This window comes from methanotrophic endosymbiont of Bathymodiolus puteoserpentis (Logatchev) (assembly GCF_900128525.1).
GTDB lineage: Bacteria > Pseudomonadota > Gammaproteobacteria > Methylococcales > Methylomonadaceae > Methyloprofundus.
This window is the reverse complement of the sequence record NZ_FQTQ01000071.1, coordinates 1-22,986: the sequence shown is the minus strand read 5'-3', so window position 1 is coordinate 22,986 and position 22,986 is coordinate 1. Positions and strand designations below refer to the sequence as shown.

24 protein-coding genes and 3 tRNA genes are annotated in these 22,986 nt (G+C 39.5%); 14 read left to right on the top strand and 13 right to left on the bottom strand.

Annotated features, from left to right (window positions below; all coding sequences use genetic code 11):
- Window positions 1–91: 91 nt before the first annotated feature.
- From ppk1 to BQ7314_RS06365, 3 genes are all read right to left on the bottom strand, one after another.
- Entirely contained in the window at window positions 92–2,209 is a 2,118-nt protein-coding gene (gene ppk1 / locus BQ7314_RS06375) for a polyphosphate kinase 1 (protein WP_174482875.1), read from the bottom strand.
- Between the two features lie 44 nt (window positions 2,210–2,253).
- Window positions 2,254–3,168 (bottom strand): 1-aminocyclopropane-1-carboxylate deaminase/D-cysteine desulfhydrase, encoded by a 915-nt coding sequence (locus tag BQ7314_RS06370; protein WP_174482869.1) that lies wholly within the window; start codon window positions 3,166–3,168, stop codon window positions 2,254–2,256.
- 150 nt (window positions 3,169–3,318) lie between these two features.
- The gene (locus tag BQ7314_RS06365) at window positions 3,319–3,468 is read right to left on the bottom strand and encodes a hypothetical protein (protein ID WP_174482868.1); all 150 of its coding nucleotides are present in this window, start codon (window positions 3,466–3,468) and stop codon (window positions 3,319–3,321) included.
- A gap of 146 nt (window positions 3,469–3,614) precedes the next feature.
- Between BQ7314_RS06365 and BQ7314_RS06360 the strand changes: the two genes are divergently transcribed.
- From BQ7314_RS06360 to BQ7314_RS06350, 3 genes are all read left to right on the top strand, one after another.
- Window positions 3,615–3,995 carry a hypothetical protein gene (locus BQ7314_RS06360; RefSeq protein ID WP_174482867.1) on the top strand — a complete coding sequence of 127 codons (381 nt, stop codon included), beginning with the start codon at window positions 3,615–3,617 and terminating at the stop codon, window positions 3,993–3,995.
- A gap of 36 nt (window positions 3,996–4,031) precedes the next feature.
- Entirely contained in the window at window positions 4,032–4,814 is a 783-nt protein-coding gene (locus BQ7314_RS06355) for a flagellar brake protein (protein WP_174482866.1), read from the top strand.
- A gap of 97 nt (window positions 4,815–4,911) precedes the next feature.
- Window positions 4,912–5,694, top strand: a complete 783-nt coding sequence (locus BQ7314_RS06350; RefSeq protein WP_174482865.1) for an enoyl-ACP reductase FabI — start codon at window positions 4,912–4,914, stop codon at window positions 5,692–5,694.
- Between the two features lie 97 nt (window positions 5,695–5,791).
- Here the strand turns inward: BQ7314_RS06350 and BQ7314_RS06345 are convergent, their stop codons facing one another.
- From BQ7314_RS06345 to BQ7314_RS06305, 9 genes are all read right to left on the bottom strand, one after another.
- On the bottom strand, window positions 5,792–7,645 hold the full coding sequence (locus BQ7314_RS06345; RefSeq protein ID WP_174482864.1) for a SurA N-terminal domain-containing protein: 1,854 nt from the start codon (window positions 7,643–7,645) through the stop codon (window positions 5,792–5,794).
- Window positions 7,646–7,815: 170 nt separating this feature from the next.
- Window positions 7,816–7,892: transfer RNA gene (locus BQ7314_RS06340), tRNA-Asp, on the bottom strand.
- A gap of 7 nt (window positions 7,893–7,899) precedes the next feature.
- Window positions 7,900–7,975 (bottom strand) — tRNA-Val (locus tag BQ7314_RS06335).
- Window positions 7,976–8,040: 65 nt separating this feature from the next.
- Complete coding sequence (locus BQ7314_RS06330; protein WP_174482863.1) at window positions 8,041–8,316, bottom strand: HU family DNA-binding protein; 276 nt, start codon at window positions 8,314–8,316, stop codon at window positions 8,041–8,043.
- 132 nt (window positions 8,317–8,448) lie between these two features.
- Complete coding sequence (gene lon, locus BQ7314_RS06325) at window positions 8,449–10,869, bottom strand: endopeptidase La (protein WP_174482862.1); 2,421 nt, start codon at window positions 10,867–10,869, stop codon at window positions 8,449–8,451.
- Between the two features lie 145 nt (window positions 10,870–11,014).
- The gene (gene clpX, locus BQ7314_RS06320) at window positions 11,015–12,283 is read right to left on the bottom strand and encodes an ATP-dependent Clp protease ATP-binding subunit ClpX (protein WP_174482861.1); all 1,269 of its coding nucleotides are present in this window, start codon (window positions 12,281–12,283) and stop codon (window positions 11,015–11,017) included.
- 33 nt (window positions 12,284–12,316) lie between these two features.
- Window positions 12,317–12,955, bottom strand: a complete 639-nt coding sequence (clpP, locus tag BQ7314_RS06315) for an ATP-dependent Clp endopeptidase proteolytic subunit ClpP (RefSeq protein ID WP_174482860.1) — start codon at window positions 12,953–12,955, stop codon at window positions 12,317–12,319.
- Window positions 12,956–12,972: 17 nt separating this feature from the next.
- Window positions 12,973–14,271 carry a trigger factor gene (gene tig / locus BQ7314_RS06310; RefSeq protein WP_174482859.1) on the bottom strand — a complete coding sequence of 433 codons (1,299 nt, stop codon included), beginning with the start codon at window positions 14,269–14,271 and terminating at the stop codon, window positions 12,973–12,975.
- Between the two features lie 108 nt (window positions 14,272–14,379).
- Window positions 14,380–14,463 (bottom strand) — tRNA-Leu (locus tag BQ7314_RS06305).
- 210 nt (window positions 14,464–14,673) lie between these two features.
- On the opposite strand from BQ7314_RS06305, the gene BQ7314_RS06300 reads away from it, so the two are divergent.
- From BQ7314_RS06300 to BQ7314_RS06250, 11 genes are all read left to right on the top strand, one after another.
- Window positions 14,674–14,925, top strand: a complete 252-nt coding sequence (locus BQ7314_RS06300; protein WP_174482858.1) for a hypothetical protein — start codon at window positions 14,674–14,676, stop codon at window positions 14,923–14,925.
- Between the two features lie 389 nt (window positions 14,926–15,314).
- A complete protein-coding gene (gene rph / locus BQ7314_RS06295; protein WP_174482857.1) occupies window positions 15,315–16,037 on the top strand; it encodes a ribonuclease PH in 723 nt (240 codons plus the stop codon).
- A gap of 76 nt (window positions 16,038–16,113) precedes the next feature.
- Window positions 16,114–16,707, top strand: coding sequence for an RdgB/HAM1 family non-canonical purine NTP pyrophosphatase (rdgB, locus tag BQ7314_RS06290; RefSeq protein ID WP_174482856.1), 594 nt, complete (start codon window positions 16,114–16,116; stop codon window positions 16,705–16,707).
- 103 nt (window positions 16,708–16,810) lie between these two features.
- Window positions 16,811–18,421, top strand: a complete 1,611-nt coding sequence (locus tag BQ7314_RS06285) for a potassium channel protein (RefSeq protein WP_174482855.1) — start codon at window positions 16,811–16,813, stop codon at window positions 18,419–18,421.
- Window positions 18,418–19,119 (top strand): potassium channel family protein, encoded by a 702-nt coding sequence (locus tag BQ7314_RS06280; RefSeq protein ID WP_174482854.1) that lies wholly within the window; start codon window positions 18,418–18,420, stop codon window positions 19,117–19,119. The genes BQ7314_RS06285 and BQ7314_RS06280 overlap by 4 nt, the downstream gene beginning before the upstream one ends.
- Window positions 19,116–19,607, top strand: a complete 492-nt coding sequence (locus BQ7314_RS06275) for a disulfide bond formation protein B (RefSeq protein ID WP_174482853.1) — start codon at window positions 19,116–19,118, stop codon at window positions 19,605–19,607. Before BQ7314_RS06280 ends, BQ7314_RS06275 begins: the two co-directional genes overlap by 4 nt.
- Before the next feature lie 4 nt (window positions 19,608–19,611).
- Window positions 19,612–20,415 (top strand): class I SAM-dependent methyltransferase, encoded by an 804-nt coding sequence (locus BQ7314_RS06270; RefSeq protein ID WP_174482852.1) that lies wholly within the window; start codon window positions 19,612–19,614, stop codon window positions 20,413–20,415.
- A 211-nt stretch (window positions 20,416–20,626) separates the two neighbouring features.
- A complete protein-coding gene (gene minC / locus BQ7314_RS06265) occupies window positions 20,627–21,364 on the top strand; it encodes a septum site-determining protein MinC (RefSeq protein ID WP_174482851.1) in 738 nt (245 codons plus the stop codon).
- A gap of 11 nt (window positions 21,365–21,375) precedes the next feature.
- A complete protein-coding gene (gene minD, locus BQ7314_RS06260; protein ID WP_174482850.1) occupies window positions 21,376–22,185 on the top strand; it encodes a septum site-determining protein MinD in 810 nt (269 codons plus the stop codon).
- 2 nt (window positions 22,186–22,187) lie between these two features.
- Window positions 22,188–22,448 (top strand): cell division topological specificity factor MinE, encoded by a 261-nt coding sequence (minE, locus tag BQ7314_RS06255; RefSeq protein ID WP_174482849.1) that lies wholly within the window; start codon window positions 22,188–22,190, stop codon window positions 22,446–22,448.
- Between the two features lie 48 nt (window positions 22,449–22,496).
- Window positions 22,497–22,694, top strand: a complete 198-nt coding sequence (locus BQ7314_RS06250) for a winged helix-turn-helix domain-containing protein (RefSeq protein WP_174482848.1) — start codon at window positions 22,497–22,499, stop codon at window positions 22,692–22,694.
- 65 nt (window positions 22,695–22,759) lie between these two features.
- On the opposite strand, the gene BQ7314_RS06245 is transcribed toward BQ7314_RS06250, so the two are convergent.
- On the bottom strand, window positions 22,760–22,986 hold a 227-nt coding region (locus BQ7314_RS06245), incomplete at its 5' end, for a hypothetical protein (protein ID WP_174482847.1).

The following is a 22,986-nucleotide window of genomic DNA, read 5'->3' as shown; positions in this document are numbered from 1 at the left end:
ACGAGTCACTTACCCAGCTTTATGGCTCTTATCGCCACAACCACTAAAAAATAATTTTGCTATTTTTTTATAAAACCTAAACCGCTTCATTCTACTTCGCCGAAAACTGTTCCATCAATGCCACTTGCGCCTGACAAGCCTCACCCTCAGGAACACTTTGCACATAACTGCCATCACTCTGCATAATCCACGACCCAGCATTATCTTTTAAATACAGGTCTAAATCAGCTAATACACGCGCTTTTAAAGCTTTATTTTCGATAGGAAAGCAAGCCTCCACTCGCCTAAACATATTGCGATTCATAATATCCGCGCTTGCTGCATAGACCTCTGGATGTCCATCATTTGTAAACATATAAACACGTGTATGCTCTAAGAATCGACCAATAATAGAACGCACCTCTATATTATCAGAAACACCTTTAATACCGGGGCGCAAGGAGCAAATACCACGGACAATAAGCTTCACTTCTACATCTGCTTGAGATGCTCTATATAAAGCTTGCATAATTTTCTCCTCAACCACCGAATTGACTTTAAAAATAATTTTGGCAGGCCTCCCCTTTTTAGCCAAATCAATTTCCCGCTCAATCTTATCTAATAAGCCTTTATGTAAGGTGAATGGCGATTGTAATAATTTATTAAGCTTAATCACTTTGCCCAGGCTAGTTAATTGCCAAAAAATTTTTCTAACATCCTCACCTAGCTCGTTATTACTGGTGAATAAACCATAATCCGTATAAAAGCGGGCCGTATTAGGATGATAATTACCCGTTCCCAAATGTACATAATCGCGGAATTTTTTACCTTCCTTACGAATCACTAGGCACATCTTGGCATGAGTTTTATAACCAACAACACCGTAGACAACATGGACAGCCGCATCTTGTAATTTAGCCGCTAACGTAATATTGGCTTTTTCATCAAAGCGAGCACGCAACTCAATCACAACAGTCACCTCTTTTCCTGCTCGAGCTGCCTTTAACAAAGCATTGACAATAGGTGAATCAGCACTCGTTCGGTATAGCGTTTGCTTAATAGCTAAAACATTAGGGTCTGCCGCAGCCTGACGCACAAACTCAATCACTGGCACAAAGGACTCGTAAGGATGGTGCAGTAAAATATCTTGCTTTTTTATCGCGTCAAAAAAATTTTTATTACGCGAAAGCGCAGCTGGAGTCGACGGTTGATAAGGCGCGAACTTTAAATCTGGGCGATCAACCAAACTAGATATCTCTTGTACTCGGTTCAAATTAACAGGCCCATCGACTAAAAAAACTTGACCCTGAGTAATTCCAAAACGTTCCGCCAAAAACTGAACCGTGCCTTCAGAACAGTTTGCATCAATTTCCAAACGTACCTCATCGCCGTAATTACGCATAGCTAATTCGCCTTCTACCGCATTCAGCAAATCATCAATGGCATCATCATCAACAAAAAGATCACTATTTCGCGTCACCCTAAACTGGTGACAACACTTGACGCTCATGCCATTAAATAATTGGTCTACAAAGGCATGGATAATCGAAGATAAAAAGACAAAATCATATTCACCGCTTTCTGTTTCATCACTGGGTAGTTGCACAATTCTTGGTAGTGCTCTAGGTGCTTGCAAAATAGCGCGGCCACTATTACGGCCAAATGCATCTTTACCCGTTAAGGAAATAATGAAGTTTAAACTTTTATTTAAAATACGTGGGAACGGGTGTGCAGAATCCAAACCAACCGGGGTTAGAATAGGTAGCAATTCTTCCTGAAAAAATGTTTTCAGCCATTGTTGTTGACGATCTGTCCAGTCATGACGGCGAATAAACCGAATATTCTGTTCAGCCAATTGTGGGATAAGTAACTCATTCAAAACACGGTACTGCTCACTCACCAACTCATGCGCCTTAGGAGCAATGGCATCTAACTGCTCTTGTGCGTTAAGACCATCACACATTGTGGCTAGTGGATCTAGAGAAGCTAATTGAATAACACTTGCCACCCTAACTTCATAAAATTCATCTAAATTAGAACAAGAGATACATAAATAATTTAAGCGTTCTAATAGAGGTAAGTTTTCATTTTTTGCTTGGGCTAAAACACGATCATTAAACTCTAAAAGACTGAGTTCACGATTAAAATATAAGGCTGAGTCATTAAGATCAATAACACCTTCTATCTCAGTATTTTCAACGCTCCCTATCTTTACTTTATTTTCTGTCATCGTTTTATTCACCGTTTCCCTTAATCTTTAATATGCCTAATTTATCAAGAGCTAAAACCTCGATTGCCCTGCAAACCACCCGTATGGATAGCAATAATTTTTTGTCCTGACTTAAAGTAGCCCTGGCTAATTAAATCATAAATACCATACAGCATTTTCCCGGTATAAATCGGTTCTAATTTTATCTGCTGCACTTGCTCAAACTGCCGTATAAAGTGCAGTAACTCGGGCTTTATTTTAGCAAAGCCACCAAAGTGGTATTGGTGCTGGATCAACCATCTATCATTATGACACGCAGTACTTTTTAATAAAGCGTTTACCTCTTGATTTAAATACTCAGCACCTTTCAACGCAGCAAAGCCAATCACCTGCTTATTGGATGTGGCGCTTACTATTCCCGCCAAAGTCGTTGCAGTACCGCAAGGCACACATAAAACATCATAATCTAAATCAATTTCTGTGACTAACTCAGCCACGCCTAGCAAGGCCAAGTTCACCGCCCCACCTTCAGGCAACCAATATTCACCTTTCTGCAAACTAGGTAAAGTATCGTATGCTTTATGCTTCCTAAGCAAACGATAATCACTACGGGAAACAAATTCCAAGTGCATCCCCCAATCCTGCAGATCGCTTAGAGTGGGGTTCAATATCTTAGGACGTTCACCACGAATATATGCTTCTGTCTGTATACCTAATACTTTTCCAATATAAGCTAAAGTATGTAAATGATTGGAATACGCGCCCCCCATAGAAATAATTTTCTGCGCATTTAATGCGAGTACATGCTCCAATATATATTTAAGTTTACGCCATTTATTGCCAGAAATAATAGGATGCAATAAATCATCTCGTTTTAAGTAAAGTTCAATTTTCTGCTCTTGTATAAATGGCTCAATAATTTGAGTTAATGCTGAAACGCCTAAGCTCTTCTCTAGCGCAAGCAGTTGTTTATTTAACATAGTTAATAAGTATACCCCTTATCTTCAGACAAAAAAAAGCCCTCAAAGTCTCAAAGACAAAAAGGGCACAAAGTAGAGCTGATAAAACAGCTCTTGTAACACGAGGAGGTGAAAAACTTTACATCTACTACTGAATAAAACGCTTAAAAATTAATTTAGCTCTGTTTTGGGCATGATATTACTTAGCACCGTTGCGCTAGCAAACAAAACTGTTGAAATAATAAACTGACCAGAAATAAAACCCCAAAGCCCAACCACAAATAAAATACCGGTTGCAATATCTCTATTAAGGTTTGTCATGTTAATATCCTGTTAAAATATATTAAAAAAGGGAGAGAACTTTATTTCTCTGATGCTGAGTATTTTACTCTGTTTTTATTAGCTAACAATACCCAAAATATTAAACTAATTGTTTCCATTTAAGAAATAAACAGCAAGGCTATTTTATGCACCAAGAAGATGAGCAAGAAAGAAAAACGGCGGAAGCCTACGAGAAGCTACTGAAAAACATGCCTAGTATCGGTTTTATCAACCGAAAAAAGAGAATCAAAGCCTATATACAAATAACAAAGATAGCTGACTACATGATTAAAACGAATGAAATTAGCGAAGATGAGGCCTTATTTATTTTGTCTTTACTCATGCGTAAATGCTCCAGCTTCCAAAAAGCAGCAATGATGACTGCACTAACACTTAATTCGATAGGGAAAGATGTCATTTCACCTATTGGTGTAAAATTTAGCTTGGATGTCCGTAAAAACTTAAGTTTACCCAGCACTCATCACAGCGCTAAAGAGGAAGCCACCTCCAATGAAAAAGATATTTAAATCAATATAATTCTATTTTTCTAAAGACCTTTATTTATGCTCACACTGATAAAAAAAATCTTCGCTAAAAAGAAAATTACGCAAGAAGTAGTCCCAGCAGTAGAAAATCGTAACCCAAATTTTGTGACTGACCCCTCTAAAGTCATACACTTACTTAGCGCCATTGAAGCTGACACTGCTTTTTGTACAATTGAGCTAAAGAATTCGGATGAAATATACACCTCACATATCATTGAAGTGCAAGCGGCTAAGCAACAAATTCTACTAGATGCGCTAGTCCCTAATTCAGGTAATGAATTACTTAGGCAATGCAAGGAATTAAAACTAACCACGCACCTAAACAATATACATCTATCTATTGCCATAACAAATATAACACCCGCTGAATCTCTTGGAGAGCAGTACTTTAAGGCCCCCTTACCAGAACGTATTTACTACCCTCAACGCCGAACCTCACCTCGAATATCTATCAGCGCTTATAATCTAACCTTCCAAGGAACCTCTAACCGAACTAACTTTACCGTTGGCGGAATTGTCTGTGATATATCTCGCGGCGGCATTGGACTTATTATTAGTAGCAGCAATTCAAGATTAATGCGTGGCGACCTATTAAAAAACTGCACGCTAACCCTTCCCAATGAAATAAACATTCACTTTGAGTTACTTATCCGCTCCTCTAAACCCTACAGTAATAGCCGCACAAAATTACTAATAGGCGGGCATTTTGACCAGCTTAAGTCACCTAAAGAACAAAATCAACTAGAGCAATTTTTTGCCTTAGTTGAACGCTCACAAATACGTCAAAAGAAAGATTATTAACCAACCCGCCAGCTCCTATAAAAGCTGGACTTATGTAAATAGCTCGTAGATACTTAGCGAGTTAAATAAACTTATCACACTCACTGGAGAAATAAAAATGGGTTTTATGCAAGGCAAACGTGTCCTTATTGTTGGCTTAGCCAGTAACCGCTCAATTGCGTGGGGTATTGCACAAGCAATGCATCGCGAAGGTGCTGATATCGCTTTTACTTTTCAAAATGAAAAGCTACAAAGTCGTGTAGAGAAAATGGCCGCAGAATGTAATTCTAATATCACTATCGAATGTGATGTAAGCAGTGATGAACAAATCGATAATGTATTCATAGAGCTAGGTAAGCACTGGGATGGTTTAGACTGTATTGTACATTCTGTAGCATTCGCCCCTAGAGATGCACTGGATGGTGACTTTGTCAACGCCACAACACGTGAAAACTTTAGAATCGCCCATGACATTAGCTCATATAGTTTCACAGCTCTCGCTAAAGCCGGTAGAGAAATGATGGCTGGACGCAATGGCTCATTACTAACACTCAGCTACCTAGGTGCTGAGCGTGCCATTCCCAACTATAATGTTATGGGGGTTGCTAAAGCCAGTTTAGAAGCTAACGTTCGTTATATGGCAGTTGCTTTAGGTGCCGAAGGCACTCGCGTTAATGCTGTCTCTGCAGGCCCAATCAAAACACTCGCCTCAGCAGGCATTAATAATTTCAAATCCATGCTGAGTAAAGCAGCGGATACCGCACCATTAAAGAAAAATGTAACAATTGGAGAAGTGGGCAATGTATCTGCTTTTCTTTGTTCCGATTTAGCGTCTGGTATAACCGGAGAAATCACTTATGTTGATGGTGGTTACAATATCGCCGGCATTGCTTCATCTTAAACTTTTAAAGTAAACTGTTTGACCATAGCATAATACGGCAGCAACAAAAAAGGGGCGATGATCGCCCCTTTTTTATGCCAAAATTAGCAAGAAAAATTTAATCCTTAACAATCACCTTAGTCACTGCACGTATACCTTCAATCACAGCACTGTAATCAGCCTGTCCTAAAGCTCTGGCAATATTTGCTGCAGCTAGTTTAACCTGCTCAGCCTCGTCATCTTTTGTGCCATCAGAGACCGATAATAAACTAACTACTGTTTGATCGCCTTCAATAGAGTCAACAACCAATACTGTTGGTTTTCCAGCAATAGGCTTAGCCGCTTTAAATACAGCTTGGCTAACCTGCCAAGGTAAATCGCCATTATTACGCTTTAACTCAGTCATTTCAGTAACAACTAAACCTTGCTCTTTAGCTGCATCGCTTAAAGATACACCTGACTCTAGCTGCGCCTTAATACTCTTAGCGACTGTACGTGCCTGCGCTTTAGCTTTATTACTTTGAATAGCAGCAATAATTTCTTTCTGTACGGACGCTAAAGGCTTGGCTTCAGAAGGTAGGTGCTCTAATAGGCGCAAAACAACTAAACGACTATCACCTAGTTCAACCGGCTCACTATTATGACCTTGTAAAACAGACTCAGAAAAAGCGATATTTCTGATACTCTCTTCACTCGCAATACCCTCACCCGCACTACGCCCAAAAAGACCACTACGTTTAATAGTTAACCCTAAGTCATCTGACACAATCTGTAAGTTATCTGAGTTCTCAAAACTGATATCCGTTAGGGATTCCGCTAACTGATAAAATTGTGTTTCTGCTTCAACACGTTGCACTGCTTGCTGGACTTCATTTTTAACCTCAGAAAAAGTTTTAGTTTGCGCAGGAACCAACTCAGTAACAGTAATTAGGTGATAACCAAAAGCAGATTTAACAGGTTTAGAGACTTCGCCTAATGCTAATTTCGCTGCTGCTTTTTCAAAATCAGGCTCCATAACACCAACTTCAAATAAGCCTAAATCACCCCCGTTTTTTGCCGTTAATGAATCATCAGATAAAGTGGCAGCTAAATCAGCAAACTTTTCACTTGCTAATCGTGCTTGCGCAGCCTCTGCCTTAGCTAAGGCCTGCTCTTCAGTCGTATCTTTCGTTTTAGCAAATAAAATATGGCTTATTTTTCTACGTTCTTTTGTGGAATATAACTCTTTATTTTCTTCGTAATAGGCCTTTAACTGCTCTTCTGTAGGCGCAATATCAGCCATCAAATCATCTATTAATAGCTCTACATACTCAACTGAAACCTGTTCAGCTGATTGGTATTCATTAATATGCTGCTGGTAATAAGCATTAATTTCATCACTTGTAGGTAAGTCACTAACCGGCTGCACGTTAACTGTTACATACTCAATATGTCTAGTTTGGTTTTGTATTTTGAAAAAACTATCAATATCATGCTGAGAAACAAAACTGCTTTCAGTTATCGCTTTTTGATACTGCTCCATTAACAATGCTTTACGAATACGATTAACAAATTGTGCAGAGGTCATGCCTTGAGTCGCTAGAAGGGTCTCATATTGCTTCTTATCGAACCGTCCATCACGCTGAAAATACTGTAGCGAGGCTATAAATTTACGTACCGTCTCATCGGTAATTGATAACTTCTCAGCGGTCACATGCTGCAATAAAAGTTCATCACGAATTAATTTCTCAATTGCCTGTTTTTTTAACATCTCTTCAGGTAATTGCATATCAGCATACTGCTGCTTGAATTGAGCGTAAGCTTGGTTCACATCTCGCTGCACAAACTCTTTATCACCCACAATAACAACAGCACTTTCTTGACCGCCTTCAGTATAATTTTGCAACCCCCATAATGCAAAAGGGACACAAATCAATATCAAGATTACCCAAGCAAAAGTACCTTGTGTTTTTTCTCTTATTTTTGACAGCATTTGACTAACCTTAACCGATTGATTGAACTATATATGACGCCTGTTTTTTGTTTCCTAGGATTATCTAAACAGGTCCTTTGAACGAATGATATCTCATTCCTCTTTTTACAAACACTTATTTTAAACAAAAAAAAACCCCGATCTACAATATAGGTCGAGGTTTTTTAATATGGCGGAGCGGACGGGATTCGAACCCGCGACCTCCGGCGTGACAGGCCAGCATTCTAACCAACTGAACTACCGCTCCAAGTCTGTGGTGGGTGCTGAGGGGTTCGAACCCCCGACCCTCGCCTTGTAAGGGCGATGCTCTCCCAGCTGAGCTAAGCACCCGACTCAAGAAATAGTATTATAATGCTTTTTTATAATTAAGCAACATTTTATTAAAAATGTTTTGATTAACCGTTCACGCTATCTTTTAAACCTTTACCTGCTTTAAAAGAAGGAATTTTTGCCGCTTTAATAGTAATTTCAGCACCTGTCTGTGGGTTACGTCCTTTTCGCTCTGCCCTATCTTTTACAGTAAAAGTCCCAAAGCCAACTAATGCGACTGAGTCACCATCTTGTAAGGCCGTAGTAACTGACGACATAAATGCATCAAGTGCACGGCCAGCATCTGCTTTAGTTAATTCTGAGGCGTCCGCCATTGCATCGATAAGTTCAGATTTATTCATTTATTTTCTCCATAGGTAATTTACACAGCATACAATTTTTGTCGCGCGGCCTAAAAATAAAACCCTCAAACCGTGCGTATTTATATCAACTACACACCAGACATGTCAAGCGTTACAGCTTAATACAAAAAATTAATGAGCTGTGACTGATTTCACCTTTGACTTAATACCTTTCTTTTCTGCCTGAATACTGGCTTTTTTTATCGGTTCTGGCTGGTATTGTAAAGCAATGTCTAAAACCTCATCAATCCAGCGTACCGGCTTAATTGTAAGGTTCTGCTTCACATTATCTGGAATATCAACCAAGTCCTTTTCATTCTCATGCGGAATGAGTACTGTCTTAATTCCACCTCGATGCGCTGCCAGTAATTTCTCTTTTAGCCCTCCAATAGCAAGCACTTCACCACGCAAAGTAATTTCACCCGTCATGGCTACATCAGCTCGTACTGGAATCGATGTTAACGCTGAAACAATCGCCGTACACATGCCGACACCTGCACTAGGCCCATCTTTTGGCGTTGCTCCTTCGGGCACATGTATATGTAAATCCTGTGTCTGAAATGCTTCATCACTGATACCTAGAATACCAGCACGCGCACGCACAACAGTCATAGCCGCCGCAATCGATTCTTTCATTACATCACCAAGCTTACCCGTCGATACCTGCTTTCCTTTGCCAGGCATAACAGCTGATTCAATGGTTAACATCTCACCACCAACCTCAGTCCACGCTAACCCAGTCACTTGGCCTACTTGATCTTTTTCTTCCGCAAGACCATAGTTAAAACGACGCACACCTAAATAATCCGCTAAATTATCCGACCCAATATTAACAATTTCTTGTTTCTCTTTTAGCAATAATTGCTTAACAACTTTACGACAGATTTTAGAAATTTCCCGTTCTAAACTACGTACCCCAGCCTCGCGCGTATAATAGCGAACAATATCCTGGATAACCTCTTCCGTAATCTGCACTTCCGAATCTAACAAGCCGTTCTTTTTTAACTGCTTAGGCACTAAATAACGCATGGCAATATTAATTTTTTCATCTTCAGTATATCCCGCCAAACGGATAACTTCCATTCTATCCAGTAAAGGACCTGGAATATTCATAGTATTTGCTGTTGCGACAAACATGACATCTGATAAATCAAAGTCAACTTCTAAGTAATGATCAGCAAAAGCTTTATTTTGTTCTGGATCTAGCACCTCTAATAATGCTGATGCTGGGTCGCCACGAAAATCACCCGACATCTTATCTATTTCATCAAGTAAAAACAAAGGATTACGAACCTTTATTTTTGCTAAGTTCTGTAAAATTTTACCTGGCATTGAACCAATATAGGTACGGCGGTGACCTCTTATTTCTGCCTCGTCACGCACACCACCTAAAGCCATTCTTATATATTTTCTATTGGTTGCTCGCGCTATAGATTGCCCTAAAGATGTCTTACCTACCCCGGGCGGCCCAACTAAGCATAAAATAGGTCCATTTAGCGACTTAACTCGTTGCTGCACTGCAAGGTATTCTAAAATGCGCTCTTTGACCTTCTCTAAACCATAATGATCTGCATCTAAGATTTCTTCAGCCAATTTTAAATCATGACGTACTTTGGTTTTCTTTTTCCAAGGCACATTTAACATCCAGTCTATATAATTACGTACGACAGATGCTTCAGCGGACATAGAGGACATCATCTTAAGCTTGTTTAATTCAGCTCCTGCCTTTTCCTTAGCATCCTTAGACATACCCGCCTGAGCGATCTTTTGCTCTAGCTCTTCAACCTCACTTACCGCATCCTCCATATCACCTAATTCTTTCTGAATCGCTTTCATTTGCTCATTCAGGTAATACTCTCTTTGGTTCTTTTCCATTTGCTGCTTTACACGAACACGAATATTCTTTTCTAGCTCAAATAAATCTGCCTCGCTTTCCATTAGCAACATTAATTTTTCAAGACGCGCCACAACATCAGACAGTTCAAGCAATTCTTGTTTTTCTGAGACTTTTAAACTCATATGTGCCGCCATCGTATCGGCAAGACGACCCGGCTCATCGATCCCAGACAAGGCATTTAAAACCTCTGGCGGGATCTTACTATTCAACTTCACATAGCGACCAAATGAGTCCACGGCCGCTCGCACCATGACATCAAGTTCTTTATCAGATAGCGTAAAAATATCTTCAATTTCAATCACCTCAGCAAATATACAGCCTTCTCGCTCATGATACTGCAACACCTGGCTACGCTGTTCACCTTCAACTAAAACTTTTACTGTTCCGTCAGGCAGTTTTAATAGCTGCAAAATATTAGCCAAAGTCCCTACTTGGTGTAACTCCTCAAAACTAGGATCATCAAGATCTGCTTCTTTTTGCGTCGCAAGAAAAATTTGCTTATCTTCCACCATCGCCTTATCTAAGGCTTCAATTGACTTTTCACGCCCAACAAACAGAGGGATAACCATATGCGGGTAAACCACCACGTCCCTTAATGGCAAGACTGGAATTAAATTCTCATCAACAACTATATCTATTATTTCATTCGTTTCCATACACGGAACCTTTATTTATTTTCTAAAAATATCTTTATAATATAAGGGTGCTTATTTTATATAACAAGGCATAAGGCATAAAAAAAGCGGAGGCTTAACAATAAACCCCCGCTTTCAACAGTCGCTAAAAAATACTTATACGAATCTACTCAGATGCAGCAACCTTCTTTTCATTCTCATAAACAAAATAAGGATCATTATCACCATCAATAACCAACTTATCTATAACAACCTTTGAGACATTATCAGCCGATGGGATTTCATACATCGTATCTAACAAAACATTCTCTACAATAGTTCTTAAGCCTCTTGCTCCAGTTTTTCGTTGCATAGATTTTTGTGCAATTGCAGACAAGGAGTCATCACGAAATTCAAGTTCAGTGCCTTCCATCTCAAACAGTTTTTTATACTGCTTAACTAGCGCATTTTTAGGTTCGGTCAATACTTGAATCAGCGCCTCCTCACTTAATTCCTCAAGCGTAGCAACGACTGGCAAACGACCGACAAACTCTGGAATCAAGCCATAGCGAATCAAATCTTCCGCCTCAACCTCGGCAAATAACTCACCAATATTTTTAGCATCATCTTTAGTTTTCACTTCAGCCGAAAAACCAATCCCACCTTTCTCAGAGCGCTGCTTAATAACTTTGTCCAACCCAGCAAAAGCACCACCAACAATAAATAGTATGTTCGCAGTATTGACTTGAATAAATTCTTGCTGTGGATTTTTCCGACCACCTTGAGGTGAAACAGATGCAATCGTACCTTCAATTAGCTTCAATAAAGCTTGCTGAACACCTTCTCCAGAAACATCACGAGTAATCGATGGGTTTTCAGATTTACGAGAAATTTTATCAATCTCATCAATATAAACAATGCCAGACTCAGCCTTTTCTACATCAAAATCACACTTTTGCAAGATCTTTTGAATGATATTCTCAACATCTTCACCAACATACCCTGCTTCGGTCAACGTTGTTGCATCAGCAATAGTAAAAGGCACATCCAAAACTTTTGCTAAAGTCTCAGCTAATAAAGTTTTACCTGAGCCAGTTGGACCAATCAGTAAAATATTACTTTTACTTAGCTCAACTTCATCACCTTTTTTAAGACGACTTCTCAGACGCTTATAATGATTATAAACCGCAACCGACAATATCTTCTTCGCCCGATCCTGGCCAATGACATACTCATCTAGGGTTTGCTTAATTTCCTTCGGTTTCGGTAACCTTTGCTCACCTTCTTCTGCTAGATCATCATTGGCAAACTCTTCCTTAATGATGTCATTACATAGATCAACACACTCATCACAAACATAAACAGAAGGGCCAGCAATAAGTTTTTTTACTTCACTTTGGCTCTTACCACAAAATGAACAATATAAAATTTTATCACTATCACTTTTTTTGCTCATTGCTTAACCTTAAAATAATTTTGTAGATTTTTATCAAGATTCTGTTCTGTTAGACAATACTTTGTCAATCAACCCATACTCAACAGACTCTTGCGCACTTAAAAAGTTGTCTCTATCAGTATCTGCCTGAATTTTTTCCATATCCTGACCAGTATGATGCGATAGAATTTTATTTAACTTTTCACGTATTGTTAGGATCTCGCGCGCATGAATATCAAAATCAGAAGCTTGGCCTTGAAAACCGCCTAATGGCTGATGAATCATGACTCTTGAGTGAGGTAAACAATATCTTTTACCTGCCGCCCCCCCCGTTAATAACAATGACCCCATACTCGCTGCTTGACCAATACACATAGTACTGACATCCGGCTTAATAAACTGCATAGTGTCGTATATTGCCATTCCAGCAGTCACCGACCCACCTGGCGAATTAATATATAAATGAATATCTTTGTCAGGGTTTTCAGACTCCAAAAATAACAACTGAGCCACCACAAGGTTGGCCATATAATCCTCTACTTGACCCACCAAAAAAATAACGCGCTCTTTTAATAGTCGCGAGTAAATATCATAAGATCGCTCACCACGCGCAGTTTGCTCCACAACCATAGGCACTAGGCCACCGGCCGCTTGCGGCGTGATAATATCCCCTATTCCGTTATGGCTATTCATTATGTTTGTCCTTATTGTTATGCTGCAGTATCCATCACATCGTTAAATGCTACATTCTCATCGGTAACTTTAACTTTACCTAACACCCATTCAACAGTTGCATCTTCAAGCACTAACTGCTCAACTTCAGCTAAACGCTGCTTATCACCATAATACCAACTAATAACTTGCTCAGGATCTTCATAGCTTGCTGCCATTTCATCAATAACCGCGCGCACCTGCTTGGCATCCGTTTTAATTTCATTTTTCTGAATAATTTCAGCCAAAATCAAACCTAAAGCAACCCTACGCTTGGCTTGATCTTCAAAATCAGCATTCGCAGGCTTTACATCATTAACATCCATATTACGTTTTTTTGCACTTTCATAATAAGGCTTCATCAAACTTTCGATTTCTTGATCAATCAATACCGCAGGTAACGTTACCGGAACACTCGCATACAACGCATCCATCACTGCATTTTTAAGCCTTGACTTGAGCGCTTGATCCAATTCACGCTGCATATTTGTCTGCACATCAGCACGGAATTCTTGCTCATCACCACTCTCAATACCGTACGCTTTAATAAACTCAGCATCAATTTCAGGTAAAACAGATGATTCAATCTTAAGTACTTCTATTGCAAATTCAGCTGTTTTACCTGCTAGTTTTTCATTGCCATAATCTTCTGGAAAAGTGATTTCAAAAGTCTTAGTTGCACCTACAGATAGACCTTTCACCTGATCTTCAAAGCCAGGAATCATGCGGTTAGAGCCAATTTCTACTTGGAAATCCTCGACTGTACCGTCGGTGAAATTTTCACCCTCACATACGCCAGAAAATTTAATAGTAACCCGATCCCCCTCTTGAGCGTCTTGCTCAGATGCTTCCCATATTTTACGCTGCTCTTTAAGCTTTTCAATCATCGCATCAACATCAGATGCTTCAACAACAGAGACTGGCTTAGTGATAGCAGCCGAATCAATAGCATCTAAAGAAACCTCAGGATAAACCTCAAAAGTCGCAGTAAAATGAAAACCCTCATCAGCTTGCACAGGCTCTATTTGAGGTGCTCCAGCAGGACGCAAATCATTATCTTGTAATGCTTTAAAATAATTCGTTTGAATCAAGTCACCGGTAATTTCCTCTCTTACACGCGTCCCGTACATTTTTTTTACAACGTTTTGAGGAACTTTCCCAGGACGGAATCCGTCTATTTTGACTTCACGCGCCAAAGTTTTTAAACGCTCATTAACCTTTCCCTGGACAACGTCTTCAGGTATGATAACAGTCATTTTTCTGCTTAATTCTGATGTCTTTTCGACAGAAACTTGCATTGATTATCCTCAATTGTATAAATGAATTACTTATGAATACCCACGTTGGGAAGTATATTTCGGAGAGTTAACGATGATTATCGTTAATATTATTTATCTGGCAATAAGTGGTGCGAGCGGAGAGACTCGAACTCTCACATCATAGATACTGGTACCTAAAACCAGCGCGTCTACCAATTCCGCCACGCTCGCAAACTTAATTTGAATAGCAATTATAACCGCCTTTTTTATAAATACAAATAAAAATTTCACTTTTGTATAGCAAAGTCACACCTACTAGCGACTCTTTCAGCGGTGTTAAAAAATATTTTTTAATCAAAAACATCCAGCTTTTCACAAAATAAACTCTTTATACTCACTATAATTTAGAGCCAAAGCGTTCAATCCAAATGGAGGTCATTAATGAACATTTCACCCGATAGCAGTGCCATCCAATTATTTAGCAGTGCCCAACAGAAATCGAATGATGCGGCCATACAAATAGCTAAATCTTCCATCCAAAGCAACGAAACAGGCAGCTCTAATTTCAACCAACAAGATATCATCAAGCCAATACTGAGCCTAAAAGAAGCAGAATTCGAGACTTCTGCCGGCGTAAAATTGCTCAATGCAGAAAAGAATATGCTTGGTTCACTTATAAACGAAAAGGCATAAACCGCACAAGCTCACCTAAATAAGATGGCATCCCATTCTTTTACCCCCTTTAACTATACAAAATTTCGACGACAGTTTTAAGGAAAAGCACTTGAAAAATAGCAGCCCAAGTGAACATTATTTTTTGCCATAAAGGACATAAAGGGCATAAAGGGCATAAAGGACATAAAGGACATAAAGGACATAAAGAGCATAAAGGACATAAAGACAATAAAAGGTTAACTTTTTTCTTCATACTCTTCATGGTAAAAATTTATTCTGTGTTAAATGTATAGCTCCCCCTCAAAGGTGTCATCTTAAATATTATGCAATAGCCCTTTCTCCTGCCTACTTCAAATAACTTAATCAGGTATACTCTACCTTTTTTTAATTTATATATAGAGATAATCATGAGACCTAGCGGACGCGCTCCCGAACAACTGAGAGAAGTTAAATTTACTTGTGGATTCACCAAACACGCTGAAGGATCTGTCTTGGTTGAGTTCGGCGATACCCGCGTACTATGTACTGCCAGCGTTGAAAACAGAGTACCGCGCTTCTTAAAAGGAAAAGGTCAAGGCTGGGTCACTGCTGAATATGGCATGCTCCCTCGCTCGACACATACGCGTATGGGGCGCGAAGCAAGCCAAGGCAAACAAGGCGGAAGAACCCAAGAAATTCAACGCCTTATCGGTAGGTCTCTACGTGCCGCAGTTGATTTATCGGCTCTAGGCGAGCACACCATTACTATCGATTGTGACGTCATTCAAGCTGATGGAGGGACTCGCACTGCCTCGATTACAGGCGGGTTTGTCGCACTTTCTATTGCTATAGAAAAAATGCTCAAACAAAAGAAAATCAGAAAAAATCCGCTCCACGGACAAGTTGCCTCAATTTCAGTAGGCATTTATAACGGCATCCCCGTTCTGGATTTAGACTATAAAGAAGATAGCAATGCAGAAACAGACATGAACGTAGTCATGAATGATGCCGCAGCTTTTATTGAAGTTCAGGGCACCGCGGAAGGACACGCCTTCCACCAAGAAGAACTTAACGCCATGCTAGCGTTAGCTAAATCAGGCATTACTGATTTATTAGCCAAACAATCGATAGCCTTAACAAACCACCGATAAATAATGCACTGCGTTTGTAGCATCAATACTGCAAACGCTGCAAATTTTACTCATTTTTACATTAGAATAATTAACTATGCTATTGCCTAATTCTCAAAAAATCATCTTAGCCAGCGGCAACAAAGGAAAGATAAGAGAGATTCAAGCTCTTTTAAAGGACTACACGATAGTTACCCAGCAAGAATTTAACATTCAAGAAGCCGAGGAAACAGGCAGCACTTTTGTCGAAAATGCCATTATTAAGGCAAGAAACGCTGCACACCAGAGCAATTTACCTGCCATTGCGGATGATTCAGGCCTTGTTGTTGATGCATTAAATGGCGCGCCCGGTGTCAGGTCAGCTCGCTTTGCAGGCCCACAAGCCAACGACCAAGAAAATCTACAAAAATTACTTAAAGACATGGAAGGCACCCCTGAAGCACAACGAACAGCACGCTTTATTTGCGTTATCGTGCTCATGCGCCATGTTAACGATCCTTTTCCAATTATTACCCAAGCTAGCTGGGAAGGTATCATTCTAGATAAGGCGCAAGGCACAAATGGCTTTGGTTATGATCCTATTTTCTGGATTCCGACTGAAAACTGTAGCTCAGCGGAATTACCAGCAAGTAAAAAAAATCAGTTAAGCCACCGCGGGCAAGCACTAAGGAAATTAAGCAGTTTTCTATAAGCGTCAATAATATCAGCTAAAATCAAACATTTAACTAAGTTCAAAAATTATTAGACTTTATAATTTAACAATACTACCGACTGTTCCCCACTTCATAGCCCCTATGCTAACTCGTCTAACTCTTTATATTGCCTACAGCCTGAAAACCTCAACGCGCTATCAAAGCTTAAAGAGATTTTTCTACAATTTATTAAAAAACCCACAAAGCAAAATCAAACCATTCTTTGATATTTTCATGATTCTGTTAGTTATTAGCAGCGTATCATTGCTACTTTACGAGATAGAACACAAAACATCAGAGTGGGCTATTTTATTTGAAAACTTTGTCGTCACTGTGTTTATCTGCGAATACCTATTGCGCGGCTGGATATACTCAGACATACATAACCTAATCATCAAACAGCATGAAAAAACGGAATACTTAGGTTCGACGTTTCATTTACATAAAGTTGTAAAACTAATTATTACTAACAAACTTAGCTACTTATTTTCTCCAAGCGCAATTATTGATTTGCTCGCTATCCTGCCCAGTTACAGGCCACTGCGTATTCTGCGCATTTTCCTGATCTTTCGCTTATTCAAATTATTTCGCTACTCACAAAGTATGCAAATGTTCACCGGCGTACTGAAAAATAAACGCTTTGAACTGACGACATTAGCAATCTTTATGAGTTTTTTGATTTTCATTGCAAGCACTGCTATATACATGTTTGAAAATCAAAACACAGGGGGCAAAGTCAATGACCTTTATGATGCTTTTTATTGGGCCATTGTCACCGTATCAACCGTAGGCTATGGCGATATAACACCGGTAACAACAGGAGGGCGTTTAGTCACTAGTGCGCTTATTATCGCTGGTTTAGGGGTTCTTGCCTTTTTCACTTCCATTATCGTTGCCGCTTTCAATGAAAAAATGAGCGAATTTCAAGAAGAAAGAATTAAGGCGCGCATTGAAAAACTCACTGACACCACCATTCTTTGTGGCTTTGGTCGCGTAGGGCAAGATATTGCACGGCAACTACACGCCAATAAACATCATTTTGTCATCATAGACAACAATGAACAGCATGTCTCCCTAGCCAAACAACAGGGCTATATCACACTATTTGCTGATGCCAGCAAAAATTCTATTTTAGAGCAAGCAGGTATTAACAGTGGCGCTAAGGCCGTTTTATGTACAACGGACAACGATATAACTAATGTTTATATTACTCTAACCAGTCGCTATTTAAATCCAAGCATCACCATCATTTCACGCGCCAATCATGAAGAGAATGCAAAAAAAATGCTCCAGGCTGGAGCAAGCTATATTGTCCAATCATTTAATATCGCTGGACTTTTAGCGGCGGAGTATATCGGACACCCAGTAGCATTCGAAGCAATACATGGCATCCTGCACGATCAGAAAGATATACAAATGGAAGCATTAAGTATCTGTGGAGACTGCTTTCTGACGGGCCTACCTTTAGCAAAGGTAAACTTTAGTCAATATAAAATTCGCCTCATTGGCGTTATTAGTAAAAACCCCCTTCATGCCAAACGCAGAAACCGCTATAAATTGCACAACCAACATTTTTACTTTAATCCAGACCCTAGTTTTATTCTCTATGAAGGCGACATTTTGGTTTTATTAGGCAGGCAATTAGGTATTGAACATCTACATGACTTAATTATTACCAGCCGCCTACAGAAAACCCTAGAGAAACCATTATGAACAATAACAAGATTGCTATTTTTGGTTACAACAGCATGTCCTTTGAGCTAGTAAGTCAACTTAACGGAAAAGAGAAAAAGCTGATAATACTAGATGCAGACCCAGTAAAAATAGAACAAGCCTTGCAAAAAGAATTGCCCGCGCAACTTATGGACTGCCGCCAAGACGAAAACCTTATTACACTTGGTATCGGGTCATCAGTAGAAACTATTTTTTGCTTTTTAGAGTCTGATTCAGAAAATGTATTCCTGACACTTTCGGCACGCGTACTCGATAAAAAACTTAAAATCATCTCTGTCGTCAATCAACCTGAATCTGCTGAAAAATTATTGGCAGCTGGGGCTAATAAAATTATTGACCCGTTCGAAATATGTAGTAAAAAAGCCTATCAATTGCTCACTAAACCCAGCATTACCTGGCTTTTAGATGAAGCTGTTTTTGGCCGTGCCGATTTACATATGGCAGAAATCCTCATTCCTAAAAATTCTTACTTAGACAGGACACTCATTAGCGAATTACACTTAAATGAGTTATATAATCTCTTTCTAATTGGCGTCGTCGATAAAGAGCTCGGAGAAAAGTTATACTTTTCCTTAGGTGAACAAGACCATGTACTCGATACAGGTGATATTTTAGTGGTACTAGGCTCTAGCCGAGATATTAAAAATTTTAAAAAAGAAATAGGAGTTATTGAATGATTCAATTTAAACCCAGAACTTGGTTTTTCCTCGGTTTTATTGCTTGCTTTTCCATGCTTGCGGTAGGTGCATACTTTCAATTCATCGATGAGCTAGAACCTTGCCCTTTATGCATCTCGCAACGTATTGCCATATTGATAACCGGCATTACTTTTCTTATTGCCGCGTTACATAACCCAGCACAAAAAGGCATACATATTTACGCAATTCTCGGAGCATTATTTGCCTTAGCGGGGGCAGCTGTTTCCGCACGTCATGTCTGGTTACAAAATTTACCCCCTGAAGAAGTACCGGAATGCAGCCCAGGGCTCTCCTATATTTTTGATAATTTCCCATTAACCGATACACTTAAACTTATGGTCAATGGTACCGGCGAATGCGCTGATGTATTATGGACATTTTTAGGACTTAGTATACCCGCCTGGACCTTCATTGCCTTTATTGGTTTAGCCTGTGTTAGCTTATATCAACTCATTAATAAGGCGTAATTCTATGTATAAAAAAATCACTCTACTGGCTTTATTAGCACTCAGTCTTAATAGCTTTGCAGAAAGCACAGACTTACAACAAGCAATTAACAGCTCACACCGTTCAGCAGAACATAAGGCGCGAGATATTTACAGACACCCAGAAAAAACACTAGAGTTTTTTGCACTACAACCCAATATGACGGTAGTAGAAATATGGCCAGGTAGCCAAGCTTGGTATACAGAAATTCTAGCGCCTTACTTAAAAGATCACGGCAAACTCTATGCTGCGCACTTTGACAAGAATTCAACTAGCCCTTACTTGGTCAAAAGTTTAGCGCAATTCAAACAAAAGATAGCCGCAAATCCTGAAATCTATGACAAAGTTATCACCACCACGCTGACAACCTCTGGACAACTAAAAATTGCCCCTGATAATTCAGCAGATCGAATACTTACTTTTCGCAATGTCCATAACTGGATGAACAGCGGTCGAGCTAAAAATGTCTTTAAAACCATGTATCAAGCCTTAAAGCCAGGCGGAATATTAGGCGTAGTCGAGCACCGCAACCCTGAAAACATCGAACAAGACCTAACAGCACCTTCAGGTTACGTAACTGAAGCCTATGTCATTCAACTAGCAAATAAAGCTGGTTTCAAATTAGCTGCTAAATCCGAAATAAATGCCAACCCAAAAGATACCCATATCCATCCGCATGGAGTATGGTCGTTGCCACCCTCCTTAAGAGGTGACGCAACAAATAAAACAAATTTTATCGCTATTGGGGAAAGTGACCGCATGACCTTAAAATTTATCAAGCCTGAATGATTTTTCAAGCAACCTAAGCAGGTATACTAAAACCAAGCCCTAGATAAGCTTTTCCCAATCTTATTAACAAAATTATCCATAGTTTTTGTGGCTAACTTTTTTGCCCATTGCATGAGCCACTTAAGAAATAAAACTATTTTGTCAGGTAACGTGTTTTTTTTAAACAGCAATGATAGAATCAAAGCATTAGTAATGGTAATTTTTATAAATCATGTCCACTGACTCCCAACCCATTTCTGCAAGTTCCCCTGCTTTTGAATTCAAAAGTGGCGTAATTACCATTCCGGTACTCAACCTATTTAGTACCGATATCAATGTAATTACTCATCAACTACGCGAAAAAATAAAGCAAGCACCTGAATTCTTTACTAATTCTTCGCTGTTGCTTGATCTTAGTCCACTACAAGATCAAGAGCTAAACCTTGCCTTACTGGTTGATGCCATTCGTAACTCAGGCATGCGCCCCATTGGCGTTCGGGGTGGCACGACTAGCCAGCATCAAGATGCTAAAGATTTAATGCTGCCCATTATGACTTCTCAAAACAGTATCAGCAGCAAACAAGCAGCCCCGGTAAAAGTAGAAATACCGACGCAAGAAAGCTCTGAACCAGTAGCAAGCACCACGATTGCGAGTACGGTCATCAATCAACCTATACGCTCCGGCCAACGTATCTATGTTAAAGGGGATTTAATTATCATTGCCCAAGTGAGTGCTGGCGCTGAAGTCATGGCTGAAGGTAACATACATATTTATGGCTCTTTAAGAGGTCGTGCTTTAGCCGGTGTACAAGGCGATGAAAGTGCTCAAATTTTCTGCTCAGACTTGCAAGCTGAATTAGTCTCTGTGGCAGGTAATTATCGTATCAGCGAAGACTTAGATGACTCAAACCGTAAGACACCGGTACAAATTTATCTAAATGACCAAGCATTAATTATTAAAAATATTTAGGAGACAATCCATTGGCTAGAATTATCGTTGTAACATCTGGAAAAGGCGGGGTGGGTAAAACCACCACCAGTGCCGCAATTGCCATGGGACTTGCAAAAAAAGGACACAAAACAGCCGTTATCGACTTCGATGTAGGCCTACGTAATTTAGATCTTGTTTTAGGCTGTGAGCGTCGCGTTGTTTATGACTTTGTCAATGTTATTAATAACGAAGCAAATTTAAATCAAGCCTTAATAAAAGACAAGCGCTGCAACCAGCTCTATATTCTTCCTGCCTCCCAAACTCGCGACAAAGATGCCTTAACTAAAGAAGGTGTAGGTAAAGTACTAGAGGAATTATCAAAAACTTTTAAATATATTGTTTGTGATTCGCCGGCTGGCATTGAACGCGGAGCAAATCTAGCGATGTATTTTGCTGATGATGCTTTTGTTGTAACCAACCCTGAAGTTTCATCAGTGCGTGATTCAGATCGCATGCTAGGTATTTTATCTAGCAAATCAAAACGCGCAGAACTCGGCGAAGATCCCATAAAAGAATACCTTTTGCTCTCTCGCTACGACCCTAAGCGTGTTAAATTAGGCGCTATGCTAAGTGTTGAGGATGTACAGGATATTCTTTCTTTGCATTTGCTGGGTGTTATTCCCGAGTCACAATCAGTACTCAGTGCATCAAACGCTGGAGAACCCATTATTCTTGATGAAACTAGCGATGCTGGACAAGCCTATGCAGATATTGTTGACCGTTATTTAGGCGAAGATAAGCCTCACAGATTTATTGATGAAGAAAAAAAAGGCCTCTTTGGACGCCTATTTAGGAGTTAATCATGAGCTTACTTGATTACTTTAAAACCACTAAACCCAACTCTGCTAAAGTTGCGAAAGAACGCTTACAGATTCTCGTTGCACATGAGAGAAATGTACGCAACCAACCTTCTTATCTGCCTGCATTACAGCAAGAGTTATTAAAAGTAATACAAAAATATATTAAAGTTGATCAAGATGCTATATCCGTCAACTTTGACAGTGATGATGAGCAAGAAACACTAGAGCTTAATATTGTTCTTCCTGAGCACACGAATAATTAATTTTTATTTTTTTAATTTTTATTTTTCTTATCTTAATAAGGTGTACCTATGAGTGATTCAATTGGAAATTCTGCTGGAATAATCTGGAAATTTTTAAATGACAACGGTCCGTCAAGTGCAAACAAAATTAGCACCGAAACAGGCTTAAGCAAAAATAATTTGCAACGCGGCATAGGCTGGTTAGCTTGCGAAGGCAAACTCAGCTTTGAAATGAATGGCCGTACTGAAACTATTTCATTAGTTTAAAACTTTAGCTTTGATAGAAGCGGAACTGTTACTTTCCGCTTCACTACCGTACACTTTTTCCTACCTTACAGAAAAGCCTTACCCGATAAAGCGAGGCAGAACTGAGGAAGTGCTTTTTCTTCTCTTAGCAGGCGCTTTAATAACCGCATTCCCAGTGTAAACAAACTCAAGTCACAACGATCTTTGCGATGGATAATTTTATCCCAGCCCTTTTTCTTCGTCAGCTCCCCTAAATAAACCATCCATATATAAGCTAAAGCTGCCGCTATAATAAGTCGAGAAACTCGCTCTG

What these genes read in the sequence shown, in the direction of transcription:
- ppk1 (WP_174482875.1), bottom strand. Translation starts at nt 2,209, where the DNA reads ATGACAGAAAATAAAGTAAAGATAGGGAGCGTTGAAAATACTGAGATA.
- BQ7314_RS06370 (WP_174482869.1), bottom strand. Translation starts at nt 3,168, where the DNA reads ATGTTAAATAAACAACTGCTTGCGCTAGAGAAGAGCTTAGGCGTTTCA.
- BQ7314_RS06365 (WP_174482868.1), bottom strand. Translation starts at nt 3,468, where the DNA reads ATGACAAACCTTAATAGAGATATTGCAACCGGTATTTTATTTGTGGTT.
- BQ7314_RS06360 (WP_174482867.1), top strand. Translation starts at nt 3,615, where the DNA reads ATGCACCAAGAAGATGAGCAAGAAAGAAAAACGGCGGAAGCCTACGAG.
- BQ7314_RS06355 (WP_174482866.1), top strand. Translation starts at nt 4,032, where the DNA reads ATGCTCACACTGATAAAAAAAATCTTCGCTAAAAAGAAAATTACGCAA.
- BQ7314_RS06350 (WP_174482865.1), top strand. Translation starts at nt 4,912, where the DNA reads ATGGGTTTTATGCAAGGCAAACGTGTCCTTATTGTTGGCTTAGCCAGT.
- BQ7314_RS06345 (WP_174482864.1), bottom strand. Translation starts at nt 7,645, where the DNA reads ATGCTGTCAAAAATAAGAGAAAAAACACAAGGTACTTTTGCTTGGGTA.
- BQ7314_RS06330 (WP_174482863.1), bottom strand. Translation starts at nt 8,316, where the DNA reads ATGAATAAATCTGAACTTATCGATGCAATGGCGGACGCCTCAGAATTA.
- lon (WP_174482862.1), bottom strand. Translation starts at nt 10,869, where the DNA reads ATGGAAACGAATGAAATAATAGATATAGTTGTTGATGAGAATTTAATT.
- clpX (WP_174482861.1), bottom strand. Translation starts at nt 12,283, where the DNA reads ATGAGCAAAAAAAGTGATAGTGATAAAATTTTATATTGTTCATTTTGT.
- clpP (WP_174482860.1), bottom strand. Translation starts at nt 12,955, where the DNA reads ATGAATAGCCATAACGGAATAGGGGATATTATCACGCCGCAAGCGGCC.
- tig (WP_174482859.1), bottom strand. Translation starts at nt 14,271, where the DNA reads ATGCAAGTTTCTGTCGAAAAGACATCAGAATTAAGCAGAAAAATGACT.
- BQ7314_RS06300 (WP_174482858.1), top strand. Translation starts at nt 14,674, where the DNA reads ATGAACATTTCACCCGATAGCAGTGCCATCCAATTATTTAGCAGTGCC.
- rph (WP_174482857.1), top strand. Translation starts at nt 15,315, where the DNA reads ATGAGACCTAGCGGACGCGCTCCCGAACAACTGAGAGAAGTTAAATTT.
- rdgB (WP_174482856.1), top strand. Translation starts at nt 16,114, where the DNA reads ATGCTATTGCCTAATTCTCAAAAAATCATCTTAGCCAGCGGCAACAAA.
- BQ7314_RS06285 (WP_174482855.1), top strand. Translation starts at nt 16,811, where the DNA reads ATGCTAACTCGTCTAACTCTTTATATTGCCTACAGCCTGAAAACCTCA.
- BQ7314_RS06280 (WP_174482854.1), top strand. Translation starts at nt 18,418, where the DNA reads ATGAACAATAACAAGATTGCTATTTTTGGTTACAACAGCATGTCCTTT.
- BQ7314_RS06275 (WP_174482853.1), top strand. Translation starts at nt 19,116, where the DNA reads ATGATTCAATTTAAACCCAGAACTTGGTTTTTCCTCGGTTTTATTGCT.
- BQ7314_RS06270 (WP_174482852.1), top strand. Translation starts at nt 19,612, where the DNA reads ATGTATAAAAAAATCACTCTACTGGCTTTATTAGCACTCAGTCTTAAT.
- minC (WP_174482851.1), top strand. Translation starts at nt 20,627, where the DNA reads ATGTCCACTGACTCCCAACCCATTTCTGCAAGTTCCCCTGCTTTTGAA.
- minE (WP_174482849.1), top strand. Translation starts at nt 22,188, where the DNA reads ATGAGCTTACTTGATTACTTTAAAACCACTAAACCCAACTCTGCTAAA.
- BQ7314_RS06250 (WP_174482848.1), top strand. Translation starts at nt 22,497, where the DNA reads ATGAGTGATTCAATTGGAAATTCTGCTGGAATAATCTGGAAATTTTTA.